We start from the raw sequence: 14,774 nt of genomic DNA on the forward strand, positions 1-14,774 counted from the left end.
GGAGATTGAAAATGCTCGCCAATTCGCTGATCGAACTCGATCGCGCCCACCTCATCCACCCCGTCGCCTCCTATCGCGGTCACGAGCGGCAGGGCGTGCGGGTACTGAAATCCGCATCGGGAGCCACCGTGACCGAGGCCAATGGCCATCAACTGGTCGATGGTTTTGCCGGCCTCTGGTGCGTCAATGCCGGCTATGGCCATGAAAGCATCATCGAGGCGGCCACGAAGCAGTTGCGCGAACTGCCCTATGCGACCGGCTATTTCGATCTTGGCTCGGAACCGGCTATCCGGCTCGCCGCAGAACTGGCCGAACGCGCGCCGGGCGATCTGAACCGCGTCTATTTTACGCTCGGCGGCTCGGATGCGGTAGATTCCACCATCCGCTTCGTGCGCTATTACTGGAACGCCAAGGGCCAGCCGCAGCGCGACCAGTTCATCTCGATCCAGCAGGGCTATCATGGTTCGACCACGGTCGGCGCTGGGCTGACGGCGCTTCCGGCCTTCCATACCGGCTTCGGCGTGCCGTTTGACTGGCAGCACAAGATCCCCTCGCCCTATCCCTACCGCAACCCGGCCGGCGACGACGATGCGGCGATCATTGCCGCTTCGCTTGCCAGCCTGAAGGCCAAGATCGAAGAAATGGGCGCGGATCGCGTGGCAGCATTTTATGCCGAACCGATCCAGGGCTCCGGCGGCGTGATCGTTCCGCCGAACGGCTGGATCAAGGCGATGCGCGAGCTCTGCAAGAGCTACGGCATTCTCTTCATCGCCGACGAGGTCATCACCGGCTTCGGCCGCACCGGCCCGCTCTTTGCCTGCACGGATGAAGGCATCGTGCCGGACATGATGACGGTCGCCAAGGGGCTGACCTCCGGCTATGTGCCGATGGGTGCCGTCTTGATGGCCGATCATGTCTATGATGTGATTGCAGACGGTGCCGGCGAAACGGCGGTCGGCCACGGTTTTACCTATTCCGCCCACCCGGTGAGCGCCGCGGTAGCGCTCGAAGTGCTGAAACTCTATGAAGGCGGACTGCTCGAAAACGGCCTCAAGGCCGGCAAGCGGCTGCTGGACGGTCTGAATAGCCTTCGCGATCATCCGCTGGTCGGTGATATCAGAGGCCGCGGTATGCTCTATGGCGTCGAGCTTGTGACCGACAAGACGAAGAAGATGCCGCTTCCGGCAGCATCCCAACCTGCCCGCCGCATTTTCGACCGCGCGTGGGACAACGGTCTCGTCATCCGCGCCTTCCCGCAGGGCGTGCTGGGCTATGCCCCGCCGCTCTGCTGCACGGACGCCGATATCGACGCCATCATCGAGCGCACACGCCAGACGCTCGATCAGACGCTGGAAGACCCGGATATTCGGTCGGCGCTGGCCTGAACCGCTGAAACCGCCTGCGGCGGTATTTCGCCGATATATCGCCGCAGGAAGCAAGTTCGCAATTTTATGCTGCCGCCCAAGGCCAAATCGAACGATACGCCCCGGTGGACATGACAGACTCATAAACACCAAGCCCGAGACCAAACCGGCCTCCGGCATACGGAATACGCAGACAGAGCCCAGCGCCCACGCCGGTCACCCGGCGCATCAAAGGGAGAAGGCGCAAAACCAGGGACGCCGCGAGCAATATTCACCGGGGCCGAAAAGTCCGCACAAGACGGACGTCACCCAATCGAAGCAAAGAAGGGGAATGACATGACCGACAACATTACCAACTGGACAAAGTCAGACGACGCCCGCGTCGAAGACGCCATCCGTCGCGGCGCCTCCCGTCGCGATCTTCTGAAGATGATGCTGGCGAGCGGTGTAGCGCTTTCTGCCGGCGGCGCCGTCTTCGGCCGCGCCGAACGCGCACTTGCCGCGACGCCGGTTTCCGGCGGCCACATGAAAGCGGCCGGCATTTCGTCTTCGAACGCTGACACGCTCGATCCGGCGAAGGCTTCTCTCGGCACCGACTACGCGCGCTGTTGCATGGTCTACAACCGCCTGACCTTCATCGACGTGACCGGCATCCCGCAAATGGAACTTGCTGAAAAGCTCGAGACCAAGGATGCCAAGACCTGGACTGTCACGCTGCGCAAGGGCGTCACATACCACAACGGCAAGACCCTGACCTCCGCCGACGTCGTGTTCGCGCTCAAGCGTCACCTTGATCCGGCCGTCGGCTCGAAGGTTGCCAAGATTGCCGCCCAGATCACCGAGGTCAAGGCGATCGACCCGACCACGGTCGAAATCGTGCTGAAGGCACCCAATGCCGACCTTCCCTACATTCTGGCGCTGCATCACTTCATGATCGTGCAGGACGGCACGACCGATTTTTCCAAGGGCATCGGCACTGGCCCCTTCGTCCTGGAAACGTTCGAGCCGGGCGTCCGCTCCATCGTGAAGAAGAACACGAACTACTGGAAGCCGAACCTGCCGCATCTCGATTCTTTCGAGTACTTCGCCATCAGCGATCCCAGCGCCCGCGTCAATGCACTGCTGGCCGGCGATGTCCAGTTCTGCTCCGCCGTCGATCCGCGTTCCGCCAAGCTCCTCGACGGACAAAAAGGCTTTGCGCTTTCGCGGACGAACACCGGCACCTATACGAACCTGAACATTCGCCTCGACATGAACAAGCCCGATTTCGTGACGGGTATGAAGTATCTTGTCGATCGCGAGCAGATCGTGAACGCGGCGCTTCGTGGCTTCGGCGAAGTCAGCAACGACCAGCCGATTTCGGCGGTCAATGCCTTCCACAATCCGAACCTGAAGCCAAAGGCATTCGATCCCGACAAGGCCAAGCACTATTTCCAGAAGGCAGGGGTTCTCGGCCAGTCGATCCCGGTCGTTGCTTCCCCGGCAGCGGACTCCTCTGTCGACATGGCGATGATCATTCAGGCCGCCGGTGCCGATATCGGCCTGAAGCTCGATATCCAGCGCGTGCCCTCGGACGGCTATTGGGACAAGTATTGGCTCAAGGCGCCGATCCACTTCGGCAACATCAATCCGCGGCCGACGCCGGACATCTATTTCTCGCTGCTTTACTCGTCCGATGCGCCGTGGAACGAAAGCCAGTACAAGTCGCCGAAATTCGACTCCATGATGCTGGAAGCGCGCGGATTGCTCGACGATGCCAAGCGCCACGAGATCTACAACGAGATGCAGTCCATGATCTCGGAAGAAGCCGGCACCATCATCCCGGCCACCACGATGAATGCCGACGGCATTTCCAGCAAGGTCAAGGGCCTTCTGCCCAACCCGCTCGGTGGCATGATGGGCTACGCCATGGCCGAATATGTCTGGCTGGAAGCCTGACCGAGCCGACCGTGTCCGGGAGGCCAATGCTCTCCCGGATGCCACGGCCGTTCGTCGCAGATGCAAGGCGGGAGATCTCGCCTTGCATCTGCCACTTGCAGCTTATGCCTCCCTTGCCGGAGCGCGCATCAATGATGTCAGACAAAAAGTCCGCAGCTTATGTCTGCACGGCGTGCTTTAATCGGCAAAGCGAAGCGACTGTCGTCCATCATATGCGGCTGGAGATCTCTTATGAATGCTGAAATCCCGACCATGATCGGAAAGCGGCTGATCCTCAGCGTGATCACGCTGCTCATCGTTTCCTTCGCGGTCTTCTTCGCCACCAACATGCTGCCAGGCGACACCGCAACCATCCTGCTCGGTCAGGCCGCAACGCCGGAGGCGGTGGAGGGACTTCGCCATGCCATGCATCTCGACCAGCCGGCCGTGCTGCGCTTTCTGCGCTGGATCGCTGGGGTCCTGACAGGTGATCTCGGCACGTCATACGCCAACAACATGCCCATCGCGACGCTGATCGGCAGCCGTTTCGTCAATACGATGGAGCTTGCCGGCATCACTGCACTCGTCGCCGTGCCGCTCGCTCTGACGCTCGGCATTACCGCAGCAGTCATGCGCGGCTCGATCTATGACCGTATCGTCACGGTGCTCACCATCGGCGTGATCTCGGTTCCCGAATTTGTGGTCGCCTCGACTGCCGTGCTGATCTTCGCCGTCTATCTGAAATGGCTGCCGGCCATCTCCTTCGTCAACGAGGTGCATTCGCTGTCCGACCTGCTGCGCATGTATGCCATGCCGGTGGTGACGCTGACCTTTGTGGTCTCCGCGCAGATCATCCGCATGACCCGTGCCGCAGTGATCGAGACACTCTCGACGCCCTATGTGGAGATGGCACTGCTGAAGGGCGCGTCGCGCAGCCGGATCGTGCTGAAACACGCCCTGCCCAATTCGCTTGGCCCCATTGTCAACGCGCTGGCGCTCTCGCTCTCCTATCTGATCGGCGGGGTCATCATCATCGAGACGATCTTCAACTATCCCGGGATCGCCAAGCTCATGGTCGATGCCGTGGCCACGCGCGACCTGCCGCTGATCCAGACCTGCGCTCTGATCTTCTGTCTCGGCTACCTGATCCTGATCACCATTGCCGACATCGTTGCAATCGTCTCCAATCCGAGGCTCCGGTGATGACACAAAGCGCCCTGTCGCCCTCCCGCCTCGGCTATTTCGGCTACACATTCAGTCCGGTCGGCATGGTCGCCTTTCTGGTGATCCTGTTCTGGGCCGTCGTCGCGATCCTCGGGCCGCATATCGCGCCCTACCCGATCGGCAAGATCGTCGACACGGACTATTTCGGCCCGATCAGTTCTAAGTTCTGGCTCGGTTCGGATTATCTCGGACGCGACATGCTCTCGCGCATCATTCTCGGCGCGCGCTACACGCTGGGCATCGCGCTTGCCGGTGTGCTCATCGCCTCCAGTAGCGGCGTCATCCTCGGCATGGCGGCAGCGGTCATCGGCGGCTGGTTCGATACTTTGCTCAGCCGTTTCATGGATGCGATGATCTCCATCCCCAGCAAGCTTTTCGGTCTGGTCGTCGTGGCCGCAGTCGGCTCGTCGCTGCCCGCTCTCATCATGACGCTCGCCGTCATCTACATTCCGGGCTCCTATCGCTTCGCCCGTGCGCTGGCGGTGAATGTCAACACGATGGATTTCATCACGGTTGCCCGGATTCGCGGCGAAAATACCCTGTATCTGGCCGTGTCGGAGATATTGCCCAATATCATCCGGCCCGTGCTCGCCGATTTCGGGCTGCGCTTCGTCTTCATCGTCCTGCTTCTCTCCGGCCTCTCCTTCCTCGGCCTTGGCGTACAGCCACCACTCGCCGACTGGGGTGCGCTGGTGCACGAGAACATTCAGGGCCTGCCCTTCGGCTCGGCTGCTGTCATCGCACCGTCGATCGCGATTGCCAGCCTGACGATCAGCGTCAACCTGCTGATCGACAACCTGCCCCGCAAGATCCGCGACCGGAGCGCCTGATATGAGCAAGCTTGTCGAAATCCGAAACCTGCATGTCGAGGCGACCACCGACTCAGGCCGGCGCATCGAAATCATCAAGGGCGTCGATATAGAGATCGCGAACGGCGAGATCGTGGCGCTGATCGGGGAAAGCGGCTCGGGGAAGACCACCATTGCGCTGACGCTGATGGGGCATACCCGGCCGGGCTGCCAGATCTCCGCAGGCGCGATCATGTTCGACGGCAAGGACATGGCCAGGCTCTCCGAACGCGAGCGCTCCGCCGTGCGCGGCACGGAAGTGGCCTATGTGCCGCAAAGCGCTGCGGCCGCCTTCAACCCGGCGCAGACGATCATGGATCAGGTTATCGAAGTGGCCCGAATCCACGGCCTGATGACGCCGGAAAAGGCGCGCGAGCGGGCGATCGAACTCTTCAGGGCCTTGTCGCTTCCCTCGCCGGAAACGATTGGTGGGCGCTATCCGCATCAGGTTTCGGGCGGCCAGCTGCAACGGCTGGCCGCCGCGATGGCGCTGATCGGCGATCCCAAGCTCGTCATATTCGACGAACCGACCACGGCGCTGGACGTAACGACGCAGATCGACGTCCTGAAAGCCTTCAAGTCGGTGATGAAGGCCGGCGGCATTTCCGGCGTCTATGTTTCGCACGATCTCGCAGTCGTAGCGCAGATCGCCGACCGAATCGTCGTGCTCAGGGACGGCGAGCTGCAGGAAGAAGGCACGACGCCAGACATTCTATCGACGCCCAAGCATGCCTACACGCAGGAGCTGCTGGCCGCGTTCGAGCCGAAGGAAACACAATTTGCCGACAAGCCGGTCGAGACACCGCGCCCGCTTCTCGAGATCGAGAATGTCATCGCCGGCTATGGACCAATCCAGTCTGACGGCCTGCCTTTCATTCAGGCCGTGCGCTTGGTCAGCCTGACGGTGGAGAAGGGCCGCAACCTCGGCGTCATCGGCGAATCCGGCTGCGGAAAATCGACGCTTGCCCGGTGCATAGCCGGCATCCTGCCCGCCAATGCCGGCAAGATCATTTTCGACGGCAAGGAACTCAACCACGCAGCGCGCCGACGTTCACGCGATCAGTTGCGCGAAATGCAGATCGTTTTCCAGTACGCCGACACGGCGCTGAACCCGGCCAAGCCCATCGACGACATACTCAGCCGGCCCTTGAGCTTCTATCACGGCCTGACGGGAAAAGCCCGCTCGGCGCGCGTGGAAGAACTCCTCGACATGGTGCATCTGCCGAAGGCGCTGCGCTATCGCCACCCGTCCGAACTTTCCGGCGGGCAGAAACAGCGCATCAACTTCGCGCGCGCTCTGGCCGCCAATCCGAAGCTGATCATCTGCGACGAGATCACATCCGCGCTGGATACCGTGGTCGCCGCCGCGATCATCGAACTGCTGAAGGAATTGCAGCGCGAACTCGATCTCTCCTACATCTTCATCAGCCACGACCTGTCGGTGGTCGAAGCGATCTGTGACGAGATCGCGGTCATGTATCGCGGCGAAAAGGTCGAGCACCTGACACGGGAAGACGTGAAGACGCCGACGCATCCTTATTCGAAGCTCCTCTTCTCGTCCGTGCCCAAGCTCGACCCGAGCTGGCTCGACAATCTCGTGCTGGAGCCGGAGCTGGTGCGGCAATACGGCGGGGCGTGAGGCACTTCCCGCGAAAGTGGAAGCCGGTCTCGCGTGCGGAAATGCCCTCGAAGAAAGCGTCGCGTCTCATACCGTAAACAGGCTCGTCAGCGGCAGGTGCGATTTCACGATGGGTGATTTGAGCACCACGAAGCTGAAATATTTGTCGATGCCGATATCCATGTCGGTCAGCCGTTCCATGATCGTCTGATATTCGCCGATTCCGGCGGTCACGAATTTCACGAGATAATCATAGCCGCCCGAGACGAGATGGCACTCGATCACCTGGTCGATTTTCTCGACGACGGCAAGGAAGCGGGCGAAATCGACTTGGCGGTGGTTCTTCAGCGTGATTTCGGTGAAGACAGTCAGCGTCTGTCCGAGCTTGGCGAGATTGATCTGAGCGGAGTAGCCCTCGATATAGCCTTCCGCCTGCAATCGCTTGACGCGCATCAGGCAGGGGCTCGGAGACAGGTGCACGAGATCGGCCAATTCCACGTTGGTGATGCGGCCGTTCTTCTGCAGCTCGTAGAGAATCTTGATGTCCGTCCGGTCGAGTTTCATCATCGGCCTTCGCCTTCCCATTCTCTTGCAGCATAAAATTCTGCCGTTTGTCTCAAACAACGTTAGCATAGCCTGGTCTTTTGTCCATCAAGCCGTGAAAACCGAAATGGCGCAGAAGATTTCGATGCGGGACGGGATACCAGAATTTTCTGCCGCCAAGTCCGGAACTGCGGTTCCGCATGCGTGTAGCAAGCGCCTAGTGTCTGCTTAATACATGGAGATTCCGATGCCCGCGCCGTTGACCCTCATCGAGACCCCTTCGAACCCGCCACACGAGGCCGACGTCGTCGTGATAGGCGGCGGCATTGTCGGTGTTTTCACGGCCTATTTCCTGACACAACGCGGTCTGAAGACCGTTCTGCTCGAGAAAGGCCGTATCGGGGCTGAGCAGTCGAGCAGGAACTGGGGCTGGTGCCGCCAGCAGAACCGCGATGCGCGCGAACTTCCCATCGCGACCAAGAGCCTAGACCTCTGGGAGCGCTTCGTGGCCGAAACCGGCGAGGATATCGGCTTCCGCCGCTGCGGCCTCCTCTATCTCAGCAACAACGAGGCCGAAATTGCCGGCTGGGCGCGCTGGCGCGACTTTGCAAAGACAGCCGGGGTAACAACGCATATGTTGTCAGCCTCCGAAGCTGCCGAAAAGGGCCAGGCAACGGGCCGCGCCTGGAGAGGTGGTGTCTTTTCGCCGACCGACGGAATTGCCGATCCGTCCAAGGCAGCTCCGGCCGTCGCGCGTGCGATCATGAAGCTCGGCGGCACCGTCATCCAGAACTGCGCGGCGCGCGGAATCGAGACCGAAGGCGGTCGCCTGAGCGCGGTTGTCACCGAACGCGGCACGATCCGCACGAAGATCGCGATCCTGTCCGGCGGCGCCTGGGCCTCCTCGTTCTGCCGGCAGCTCGGCATTCGTTTCCCGCAGGCGTCCATCCGGTCCTCCATCGTCGCCGTGTCGAGCGCGGCGGGCATTCCGCCGGCGCTGCATACGAAGGACATTTCGGTCACGAGCCGCAGCAACGGCGATTACACGCTGGCGATCAGCGGCCGCGCCCGCGTTGACCCTACGCTCCAGCAAGTGAGGTTCCTGCCGCAATTCCTGCCTATGTTCGCCAAGCGTTGGCAGTTACTTTCCCCCGGCGGTCTTGAAGGCATGCGAAGCGGGCATGAAACCGTTTCCCCCTGGCGTCTCGACCGTCCCACGCCCATGGAGCGCATGCGCATCCTCGATCCCAAGCCGGATCAGGGAACGCTCCGTCTCATTCATGATCGGGCGCTGGACCTATTGCCGGAGCTCAAGAGCACAAGGATCACTGGCACCTGGGCCGGCTATATCGACTCCACACCGGACGGTGTGCCGGGAATCGGCGAAATCGAGAGCCTGCCCGGCTTCATCCTCGCCGCCGGCTTTTCCGGCCACGGCTTCGGCATCGGGCCCGGTGCGGGCCATCTGATTGCGGACATCGCATCAGGCGCCGAACCCATCGTCGACCCCAAGCCCTACCATCCCTCCCGTTTCGCGGCCTCTGCCTGGGGGAAAGTCTCGGAGTTCTGAGATCGGAAGGTCTGCGGCATTTGTCGCTGCGGACCTGGGACGGAGATGAGCAGTCGCGCAGCACGCCTCGACCCAACGCTCTGACAGTGTGTCGAAGGTGGCAATCACACCGAGAAACCCGGCGGCAACATTAATGCTGGGGTAAATTCAGCATTCAGTATTCATTAATTGCCGTCTTTACGGATTGGCGGCAAGCTGGAATCAAACCGGAGACCGGACTTATGGATGCCAGGACGCTTGATATGCGCGCAGACCCCAATATTGCCAACACGCTCGAAAGCCTCGAAACGCCCTGCCTTGTGGTGGATGCAGACAGGATGGAGAAAAACATCGCGCGGTTGCGGACGCGCCTTGACGCTCTGGGCGTCTCGCTGCGCCCACATCTGAAAACGGCCAAGTCGGTCGAGGCCGCCCGCAAGGTCATGACCACACCGCAGGGACCCGCAACCGTATCGACCTTGAAGGAAGCCGAGCAGTTCGCCGCTGCAGGCGTTCGCGACATGATCTATGCAGTCGGCATCGCCCCCGACAAGCTCGCCCGTGTCGCCGAGATGCAGGCCCGCGGCATCGATCTCATGGTGCTGGCCGACAATGTCGAGCAGGCGCAGGCCATCGCGGCCGCGTCGAAGACGGCGGTTTCGCCCATTCCTGCCCTCATCGAGATCGACTGCGACGGCCATCGCTCTGGCGTTCCGCCTTATGACCGTGCCCGCCTGCTTGAGATCGGCGAGGTGCTTGCCACAGGCGCCGAATTGCGCGGCGTGCTGACCCATGCCGGCGACAGCTATCGCGGCGGTGGCCCCGAGGCTCAGGAGCGCTTCGCAGAGGCAGAACGCAAGGCTGTGGTCGAGGCAGCGCAGGCCCTGCGTGCCGCCGGCCTCCCATGCCCGGTCGTCAGTGTCGGTTCGACGCCGACCGCCCATCACGCAAAGGATCTGACAGGCGTGACCGAGGTTCGCGCCGGCGTCTTCGTGTTCTTCGATCTGGTCATGGCAGGGATCGGGGTCTGCCGGGTGGACGATATTGCGCTCAGCGTTCTGGCCACCGTCATCGGCCACCAGCGCGAGAAGGGCTGGATCATCACCGATGGCGGCTGGATGTCGCTGTCGCGGGACCGCGGTACCAGCAAGCAGCCCGTCGACATGGGCTTCGGACTGGTCTGCGACGTGAACGGCAATGTTTTCAACGATGTGATCGTTGCGGATGTGAGCCAGGAGCACGGGATTATCGCCGTCCGGCCCGGCTCGAACGGTCGCCTTCCCGAGCTTGCCGTCGGCGACCGGGTCCGCATCCTGCCTAACCACGCCTGCGCGACCGCGGCACAGCACGGCGCCTATCATGTCGTGCGCGGTACCTCGCATGATGTGGAAGCCGTCTGGCCGCGTTTTGGAGGCTGGTGATGACGAGATTGCTGGACATCAGCACGGATGAAGCGCCGCGCCCGGCAGGACATTACGTCCAGGCCAGGCGCGCGGGTGATCATCTCTATATATCCGGGCAATTGCCGATCCGGGCCGACGGGGAGCCCCTGCCCGACGACATGTTCGAGACGCAGGCCGCGCAAGCCATCGACAACATGCTGGCCATCCTGAAGGCTGCTGGCGGACAACCGGCCGATCTCGTGCGCGTGACAGCCTATATTGTCGGGGTCAGCAATTGGCCGCGTTTCAACAAGGTCTATGCCGAGCGGCTGGGCGAGGCGTGCCCCGCCCGCACGGTCGTTCCCGTCCCTGAACTGCACTATGGCTACCTCGTCGAGATCGACGCGGTTGCCGTGATCGGCCCGTAAATCCGCGACGATAACCGGGCCCACCCGGATCAACGTCCCTGACTCGACTGCTCAGATCCATCCAAAGCGATCCGGAACTACCGGCCCGGGCCGGTGTCGTGGTCATCGGTGGCGGCATGATCGGCGCGTCCGCCGGCGCTCCTATGCGGACCGCACGCCGGATGCCGTGCCAGTAATCTCAGCAGTCGAGCGCGTGCGCGGCCTTTATCTGGTGCCGGCGGATCCGGCCGCGGTTTCGGCATCGGCTCGGGCATCGATCACTTGGCAGCGGATCTCCGGAGCCCGGTTCATTCACCCACAGCAAACTTTCTGCGAGTGGCGCGACTGCAATCGCAACAATCCGCTTTCGCCGGCAACCCATGCAGCGATAAATGACTGTCAAAGTCGGGCATGGTCATGTCACGGGCAGTCGCATGCGCCTGCAGTGAACCGCGAACAATCTGAGGTCAGCGATGCAAACGCTTCTGCTTAGCAAGGATCAGGTGAAGGGCCTGATTGGGATGCGACAGGTCATCGCTGCGGTGGAAGATGCCTACCGGGCCTTCAGCAGCAGACAGGTGGAGCAACCCGACTATATCGGCATCCGCCTGCCGGAGGGTCGCGGAGAGATCGATTTCAAGCTGAGCTATCATCAGCAGGCCGAGATGATCTCGATGAAGGCACATTCCGGCGGCTTCACCGGCAATCCGGAAGCGCATGGCGTCCCGAACAGCATGGGAACCATTCTCCTTTTCGACGCCAGAAGCTGTGCGCTCGCCTGCATCATGGACGGAAGCCTGATCACAGGCCTGCGAACCGGCGCCGCCGGCGCGGTCTCCGTCAAGGCGCTTGCCCGAAAAAACGCCCGCACGATCGCCTCCATCGGCACCGGAAACCAGGCGCGAATGCAGATCCGCGCGATCCGCGAGGTCATGCAGATCGACGAAATCCATGCCTGGAGCCGGACGCCGGAAAACTTGGCTGCCTACAAGCAGGACATCGAACGCGAATTCCAGATACCGGTCATCATCGCGGCCTCCGGAAAGGGGGCGGTCGAAAAGGCCGACATCCTGATCACCACCACACGCGGCAAAGGGGGGCTGGTCCAGGCAGACTGGGTGAAACCCGGCACCCACATCGTCGCCATAGGAACGGACGCGCGCGGCAAGCAGGAACTGGACCCCGAACTGTTCAGAAATGCGAAGATCGTGGTCGATTCCATTCCGCAATGCACGCAGAAGGGTGAAACTGTTCACCCTCTTGCCGGGAATATTATCAAGATAGACGACATTTACGCCGAGATCGGAGAAATCCTGCTCGGCGCCAAGCCCGGTCGCGCGAGCGACGACGAAATCACAATCTTCGACTCTACCGGTATGGCCATCCAGGACAACACCACGGCCGGATCGATCTACCGGAACGCTCTCGCCAACACTATTGGCACATTCTTTTCCTTCATCGGGTGACGATCATGCGCAACTTCCCGACAATCCAGGACATTCACGACGCGCGCGCGCGCCTCAAGCCGCATGTCCGGCATACGCCGCTGCTGCGCGCGGACAAGATCGAAAAGACGGTGGGCTGCGAGCTTTACCTCAAGCCGGAAACCCTGCAGATCACCGGCGCCTTCAAGATTCGCGGCGCGCTCAACAAGGCGCTCTCGCTTTCGAAAGCCGATATCGCAAACGGCATCATCGCGACATCGTCGGGCAATCATGCGCAGGGGCTGGCCTATGCCGCGAGAATGCTGGGTGTGAAAGCCATATTGGTGCTGCCGGTCACCGCGCCCAAGATCAAGATCGAGAACACCAAGGCGCTTGGCGCTGAGGTCGTCCTCTTCGACGGCGACACCGCAGCCCGCTGGAAGCGCGTCTACGAGATTGCGACCGAAAACAATTACGTGCCCATTCACGCCTTCGAGGATCCGATCGTCATGGCCGGACAGGGAACGATCGGCTGCGAAATTCTCGATGATCTGGCGGACGTGGACACGGTCATCGTTCCCGTGGGTGGCGGCGGGCTGATTTCGGGTATCGCCACGGCCATCAAGGAAACGAAGCCGTCCGTGCGCGTCATCGGCGCAGAGCCGGCGCTGACGCCGAAATATTACCTCAGCCGGATCAACCGGGAGCGAACCCCGCTTCCGCTCCTGGACACGATCGCAGACGGCTTGCGGATCAGCGTTCCGGGCCAGAACCCCTATCCCATCATCGAGAAATATGTCGACGAGATCGTTCTGGTGGAAGACCGGCATATCATTGATGGCATGCGCGCGCTGGCAAAGGATGCCAAGCTGATCGCCGAGCCGGCCGCCGCCATCACGGTCGGCGCGCTGCTGGCGGGCTCGATCAATCTGAAGCCGGACGAAAAGGTCTGCGCCGTCCTGTCGGGCGGGAACTGGGACTTGAGCGATCTCGTCGGGGTCTACGCCGAAGGCTGAACGGTCGGACGGTCCCGTGACGCGAGCCGGCGATCACATGTCCGATGATCCGGATAGAGTCGGCCAGTGAAGAACTGGCAAGCCACTGATTTGGGGTAAGAATCGAATGATCTGCAGATCCTGTAATTGCCGGAAACAGCCACTGAACAGGCTGTTTCCTTGCGATCGTTCAGGCAGCTCTTGTGTCTGGTCGCCGCACTCATCCTCACGTTCCAGCGCCAATCAATGTCGCAGCTTTCTGCCTGAAAGCGAGTTCTTCACGATCGACCAACTTGTTCCGGACGACCCCTGCCTCGTAAGATCGATGCGGTGATCGACTTTTCCTTCAGCGTGAGTCACCAAGCAGACCTTGCTCGCCAGTGCCGGAAGAGGCTGCATGATTCGCTAGCGGCAGCCTGATACACTGGTCTCATCCACCGACCTGGTCCTGATTGGCAGCCACCGGCAATTTGCTTTCGTCCGGAACACGGGCTTCGGTCTGCCGGGCGGCGGAGATGAGTCGGCGATGTGCGCGGATCGCGTTCCATTGTTGGTCGATCAGCACGCCGATGAGGATCACGCCACCCATGACGGCGAAATTCAGCGACGAGGGGATGCCCAGCAGATTCACGAGGTTCTGCAGCTCCTGGAGCAGGACCGTTCCGAGCACGACGCCAACGATCGATCCCTCGCCGCCGCGGAGCGAAAAACCGCCGAGTACGGCAGCGGCAATCGCGTAGAGCTCATAGAACTGGCCATGGCTGGCCGGCGAGATCGAGCGTGTGTACATGGCGAAATAGATTGCCGCGAGCGCTGTAAGCAGTCCGCAGATGACATAGGCCGACATCACCATCCGGCCGGTGCGGATACCGGAATATCGGGCCGCCTCCTCGTTTTTGCCGATCGCGTAAAGGTAACGCCCGAAGACAGAGCGATGCAGCACCACCCACATGACCACGGAAATGATGACGAGCGCTATGAAGGTGTTGGGAACGCCGTAAAACCGTCCGGCGGTGATGAACTCAAGGTCCGGGAAATTTTGGCCGAACGCAAAACCCGCCGTCCCGTCGGCCGTATAGAAGCGCGCCGCCCCGCGATAGATAAGGAGGCCGCAGAGAGTGACGACGAAGGGTTGCAGGTTCAGCCGGGTGATCAGCCAGCCGTGAATGGCACCGATGGCCGCGCCGAGCATTAGGATGAGTGGCAGCGCCAGCATCCATGACATATCTTGGACCGCGACGAAATCGACAAACAGCACACCAAGAAGCGCTACGAGCGAACCCACGGAAAGTTCGATACCGCCTGTAATGATGACGTAGGCCTGGCCAATCGACAGGATGCCGAACAGACCGATCAGGTTGGCGGTATTCGCCAGGTTGATCGGCAGCAGGAAGCGCGGATTGATGATGGCGACGACGATGCCGACGACGACGATCAAAAGCAGCAGTCCAAGATCCTTTTTGATCATTCGAGATCCCCCGTACACCTGATTATATTGCCGCG

Annotated in this window: 12 protein-coding genes and 1 pseudogene; 11 read left to right on the top strand and 2 right to left on the bottom strand. The window is 61.3% G+C overall.

From position 1 onward, the window contains the following. The first annotated feature begins 11 nt into the window (after positions 1 to 11). From KQ933_RS30490 to KQ933_RS30510, 5 genes are all read left to right on the top strand, one after another. Positions 12 to 1,385: an aspartate aminotransferase family protein gene (locus KQ933_RS30490; RefSeq protein ID WP_216759727.1), complete on the top strand. Its 1,374-nt coding sequence runs from the start codon at positions 12 to 14 to the stop codon at positions 1,383 to 1,385. Positions 1,386 to 1,700: 315 nt separating this feature from the next. Beyond that, positions 1,701 to 3,302, top strand: coding sequence for an ABC transporter substrate-binding protein (locus tag KQ933_RS30495; RefSeq protein ID WP_216759728.1), 1,602 nt, complete (start codon positions 1,701 to 1,703; stop codon positions 3,300 to 3,302). Positions 3,303 to 3,533: 231 nt separating this feature from the next. Beyond that, complete coding sequence (locus KQ933_RS30500; protein WP_216759729.1) at positions 3,534 to 4,484, top strand: ABC transporter permease; 951 nt, start codon at positions 3,534 to 3,536, stop codon at positions 4,482 to 4,484. Further along, positions 4,484 to 5,335 carry an ABC transporter permease gene (locus KQ933_RS30505; protein WP_216760899.1) on the top strand — a complete coding sequence of 284 codons (852 nt, stop codon included), beginning with the start codon at positions 4,484 to 4,486 and terminating at the stop codon, positions 5,333 to 5,335. Before KQ933_RS30500 ends, KQ933_RS30505 begins: the two co-directional genes overlap by 1 nt. A 1-nt stretch (position 5,336) precedes the next feature. After that, the gene (locus tag KQ933_RS30510) at positions 5,337 to 6,992 is read left to right on the top strand and encodes an ABC transporter ATP-binding protein (RefSeq protein ID WP_216759731.1); all 1,656 of its coding nucleotides are present in this window, start codon (positions 5,337 to 5,339) and stop codon (positions 6,990 to 6,992) included. Between the two features lie 66 nt (positions 6,993 to 7,058). Here the strand turns inward: KQ933_RS30510 and KQ933_RS30515 are convergent, their stop codons facing one another. Then, positions 7,059 to 7,535 (bottom strand): Lrp/AsnC family transcriptional regulator, encoded by a 477-nt coding sequence (locus KQ933_RS30515; protein ID WP_216760901.1) that lies wholly within the window; start codon positions 7,533 to 7,535, stop codon positions 7,059 to 7,061. Positions 7,536 to 7,761: 226 nt separating this feature from the next. On the opposite strand from KQ933_RS30515, the gene KQ933_RS30520 reads away from it, so the two are divergent. The 6 genes and pseudogenes from KQ933_RS30520 to KQ933_RS30540 all read left to right on the top strand — a co-directional run bounded on the left by KQ933_RS30520 (position 7,762) and on the right by KQ933_RS30540 (position 13,292). Then, positions 7,762 to 9,084 (top strand): FAD-binding oxidoreductase, encoded by a 1,323-nt coding sequence (locus KQ933_RS30520; RefSeq protein WP_216759732.1) that lies wholly within the window; start codon positions 7,762 to 7,764, stop codon positions 9,082 to 9,084. A gap of 242 nt (positions 9,085 to 9,326) precedes the next feature. Beyond that, the gene (locus KQ933_RS30525; protein WP_253958371.1) at positions 9,327 to 10,484 is read left to right on the top strand and encodes a DSD1 family PLP-dependent enzyme; all 1,158 of its coding nucleotides are present in this window, start codon (positions 9,327 to 9,329) and stop codon (positions 10,482 to 10,484) included. Beyond that, a complete protein-coding gene (locus KQ933_RS30530) occupies positions 10,484 to 10,873 on the top strand; it encodes a RidA family protein (RefSeq protein WP_216759736.1) in 390 nt (129 codons plus the stop codon). Before KQ933_RS30525 ends, KQ933_RS30530 begins: the two co-directional genes overlap by 1 nt. 128 nt (positions 10,874 to 11,001) lie before the next feature. After that, a pseudogene (locus KQ933_RS33645) lies at positions 11,002 to 11,149 on the top strand (D-amino-acid oxidase); the annotation flags it as partial. A gap of 176 nt (positions 11,150 to 11,325) precedes the next feature. Next, complete coding sequence (locus KQ933_RS30535; RefSeq protein WP_216759737.1) at positions 11,326 to 12,318, top strand: ornithine cyclodeaminase family protein; 993 nt, start codon at positions 11,326 to 11,328, stop codon at positions 12,316 to 12,318. A gap of 5 nt (positions 12,319 to 12,323) precedes the next feature. Further along, positions 12,324 to 13,292, top strand: a complete 969-nt coding sequence (locus tag KQ933_RS30540) for a threonine/serine dehydratase (protein WP_216759741.1) — start codon at positions 12,324 to 12,326, stop codon at positions 13,290 to 13,292. A 409-nt stretch (positions 13,293 to 13,701) separates the two neighbouring features. Here the strand turns inward: KQ933_RS30540 and KQ933_RS30545 are convergent, their stop codons facing one another. After that, positions 13,702 to 14,739, bottom strand: coding sequence for an ABC transporter permease (locus tag KQ933_RS30545; RefSeq protein WP_216759743.1), 1,038 nt, complete (start codon positions 14,737 to 14,739; stop codon positions 13,702 to 13,704). Positions 14,740 to 14,774 lie beyond the last annotated feature (35 nt).

The sequence above is a fragment of the Rhizobium sp. WYJ-E13 genome, assembly GCF_018987265.1.
Taxonomy (GTDB): Bacteria; Pseudomonadota; Alphaproteobacteria; order Rhizobiales; family Rhizobiaceae; genus Rhizobium.

Excerpts from the sequence above, each read along its gene's own strand:
- KQ933_RS30490 (WP_216759727.1), top strand. The coding sequence starts at position 12 with ATGCTCGCCAATTCGCTGATCGAACTCGATCGCGCCCACCTCATCCAC.
- KQ933_RS30495 (WP_216759728.1), top strand. The coding sequence starts at position 1,701 with ATGACCGACAACATTACCAACTGGACAAAGTCAGACGACGCCCGCGTC.
- KQ933_RS30500 (WP_216759729.1), top strand. The coding sequence starts at position 3,534 with ATGAATGCTGAAATCCCGACCATGATCGGAAAGCGGCTGATCCTCAGC.
- KQ933_RS30505 (WP_216760899.1), top strand. The coding sequence starts at position 4,484 with ATGACACAAAGCGCCCTGTCGCCCTCCCGCCTCGGCTATTTCGGCTAC.
- KQ933_RS30510 (WP_216759731.1), top strand. The coding sequence starts at position 5,337 with ATGAGCAAGCTTGTCGAAATCCGAAACCTGCATGTCGAGGCGACCACC.
- KQ933_RS30515 (WP_216760901.1), bottom strand. The coding sequence starts at position 7,535 with ATGAAACTCGACCGGACGGACATCAAGATTCTCTACGAGCTGCAGAAG.
- KQ933_RS30520 (WP_216759732.1), top strand. The coding sequence starts at position 7,762 with ATGCCCGCGCCGTTGACCCTCATCGAGACCCCTTCGAACCCGCCACAC.
- KQ933_RS30525 (WP_253958371.1), top strand. The coding sequence starts at position 9,327 with ATGCGCGCAGACCCCAATATTGCCAACACGCTCGAAAGCCTCGAAACG.
- KQ933_RS30530 (WP_216759736.1), top strand. The coding sequence starts at position 10,484 with ATGACGAGATTGCTGGACATCAGCACGGATGAAGCGCCGCGCCCGGCA.
- KQ933_RS30535 (WP_216759737.1), top strand. The coding sequence starts at position 11,326 with ATGCAAACGCTTCTGCTTAGCAAGGATCAGGTGAAGGGCCTGATTGGG.
- KQ933_RS30540 (WP_216759741.1), top strand. The coding sequence starts at position 12,324 with ATGCGCAACTTCCCGACAATCCAGGACATTCACGACGCGCGCGCGCGC.
- KQ933_RS30545 (WP_216759743.1), bottom strand. The coding sequence starts at position 14,739 with ATGATCAAAAAGGATCTTGGACTGCTGCTTTTGATCGTCGTCGTCGGC.